A 1,551-nucleotide genomic window follows, 5' to 3' on the forward strand; every position below is an offset into this window, starting at 1 on the left:
CTCAATAGCCCCTTAGGAAACTTGGACACATGGAGTGTAATTTAGTACACTATATGTGAACAGGGGGAAGGCAACAATGAAACGAAAACAATACTCCAATGAGTTTAAAATGCAAGTGGTAAAAGAAGCTCTGGAAAGTGGAAATCGAGCTGCCGTTGCCAGAAGATACGAACTCCACTACAATGTCGTCCAACGTTGGATGAAAGATGCAGATGCAGGAAAGTTCGAGGATTTCAATATGGCTGTGGTCGATGATGCAGGTTCCAAGGCTTTGGTTAAAGAAAACGATCAACTCAAGCGTTTACTGGGTGAAAAGGATTTAGAGATTGCCATCTTGCGTGACCTCATAAAAAAGAAAAACCCTCACTTACTGAAAAGCTTGAAGTAGCCGAACATTATATTCAACAGGGATACGAAGCAGCCTTAGTGCTTCGTCTTATAGGGATTCCGAGATCGACCTACTACTATCATAAGCAACAAAAGACTCAACCACATCTAGAAAAAACAGTACGTGAGGGACGAGAAATACCGGGCTACTCATTCAAACAAGATGGAACCAAGGTTTCCGATGAACAAATCAAGGAGTGGCTGATGGAGAGCATCACTGGAGACGGGTATGCCTACGGTTATCGCAAACTAACCGTTCTCCTGCGCCGCGAGCATGATTTAATTATCAACAAGAAGAAAGTCTATCGACTCTGTACAGAGCTAGATATTCTTCGTCCACAACGCCAGAAACGAACGCATTACCCTAGAAAGCTTGCTAGAAACCGTAACATTACGAATTCGAATCAGCTTTTTGAGACAGATATCAAGTATGGTTACATTGTAGGAGAAGACCGCTTTTTCTTTATTCAGACCGTCTTAGATGTCTATGATCGAGTGGCAGTTGCCTATCATATCGGATTAACTTGTGAAGGAAAAGATGTGGCAAGAACTCTACAACAGGCTCTATGGAAACGCCAATTATTTGAAGATGACCCAAAACCTGTGATCCGATCAGACAATGGACCACAGTTTATTTCCCATGCCTTCCAAGAGGCTTGTGAATCATTCAAGGTTGAACATGAGAGAATTCCGCCCAGGACTCCGAATATGAATGCACATATTGAGTCCTTTCACCGACTATTGGAGGACGATTGCTTATCTCGACACGAATTTGAAACGTACAAGGAAGCGTATGAGGTGGTAACCGAGTATATGAAGTTTTACAACGAGAGAAGAATTCACTCTAGCATTCGTGATTTAGCACCTGCCGAGTTTTATAGACAAAACCAAGTAAGTCCTATCCCCATTAAAGCCGTTCGTGTGTAATAATCTAGAGTCACATGGATTCATACCGGAAAGTTCGTTAGGCTTTACATGGAGAGGCGGGCATGATAGGCTGGGTAGCCTTACGAAACCCTTAGGCATCGGACTTGAGTAAGAAATTATGCCCGTAGAGGCTCCATGTCAAGCCGTTACCGTCAATAGTATTCCTCACCCAAAAACGAAAAGCTATGAAAAAGTAAGAATAAGAGAGTATGTGTCCAAACCTAGGGGGTTAATCCG

2 protein-coding genes are annotated in these 1,551 nt (G+C 42.8%); both read left to right on the forward strand.

Features of this window, described 5'->3' with window-relative positions:
• The first annotated feature begins 76 nt into the window (after positions 1–76).
• Positions 77–388 carry a transposase gene (locus AC3WQH_RS25420; protein WP_007786541.1) on the forward strand — a complete coding sequence of 104 codons (312 nt, stop codon included), beginning with the start codon at positions 77–79 and terminating at the stop codon, positions 386–388.
• An 11-nt stretch (positions 389–399) separates the two neighbouring features.
• Positions 400–1,314 carry an IS3 family transposase gene (locus tag AC3WQH_RS25425; RefSeq protein WP_035317551.1) on the forward strand — a complete coding sequence of 305 codons (915 nt, stop codon included), beginning with the start codon at positions 400–402 and terminating at the stop codon, positions 1,312–1,314.
• Positions 1,315–1,551: the final 237 nt, after the last annotated feature.

It is taken from the genome of Brevibacillus sp. FW301-21C12A (assembly GCF_058788915.1).